The 894-nt window shown below is 75.3% G+C and carries 1 protein-coding gene; it reads left to right on the top strand.

From position 1 onward, the window contains the following. Positions 1-894 (top strand): condensation domain-containing protein (locus NX794_RS35780; protein WP_258783886.1); only part of this gene is annotated, 894 nt, incomplete at both ends.

Below are 894 nucleotides of genomic sequence, written 5' to 3'. Positions count from 1 at the left end.
ACCGACACACCCGGTGTCGCACAGGCCGTAGCGCATGTCCGCGAGGACCAGCAGCTGGTGGCGTACGTCGTGCAGGCGCCGGGCGGTGTCCCGGACCCGGGCGCGCTGCGGGCCCACGCCGCCTCGCGGCTCCCGGAGTACATGGTGCCCGGTGCCTTCGTGACGCTGGACGCCCTGCCGCTGACCGCCAACGGCAAGCTCGACCGCCGTGCCCTGCCCGCGCCGCCGCGGGCCGAGACCGGCGTGTCGCGTGCGCCGCGCAACGCGCGCGAAGAGGTGGTCGCCGGTGTCCTCGCCGCCGTGCTGGAACGGACGTCGGTCGGTGTGGAGGACGACTTCTTCGCCCTCGGCGGACACTCGCTGCTGGCGGCCCGCGCGGTGAGCCGGCTGCGTTCCGCGCTGGGTGTGGAATGTGCGGTACGTGATCTGTTCGAGGCGCGTACGGTGGCGGCGCTCGCGGCCCGGCTGACCGAGCGGTCGGCTTCCGGGCGGCCCGCGCTGACACGGGCGCCCGAACGGCCGGCGCTGCTGCCGCTGTCGTACGCCCAGCGTCGGCTGTGGCTGATCGACAGCGTGCGAGGGCCGGGTACGACGTACAACGTGCCCCTCGCGGTGCGGCTGCGTGGTCCGGTGGACGCGGGGGCCCTGGGGGCGGCCCTCGCGGACGTGGTGGCGCGGCACGAGGTGCTGCGCACGGTGTTCACGGAGGTGGACGGGGAGCCGTACCAGCGCGTTCTGGCACCGCAGGAGTGCCGGGTGCCGTTCGTGGTCCGGCGGGTGGCCGGGGAGCGGCTGGCGGAGGAGGCCGTCACCGAGGGCGGGCACACCTTCGACCTGGCGCGCGAGATCCCGCTGCGGGCCGCGTTGCTGACCGCGGCGGAGGACGACCATGTG

The sequence above is a fragment of the Streptomyces pyxinicus genome (assembly GCF_024753135.1).
Classification (GTDB): domain Bacteria; phylum Actinomycetota; class Actinomycetes; order Streptomycetales; family Streptomycetaceae; genus Streptomyces; species Streptomyces pyxinicus.
Note: the sequence above shows the minus strand (reverse complement) of the source record. Positions and strands in the feature narration are given on the sequence as shown.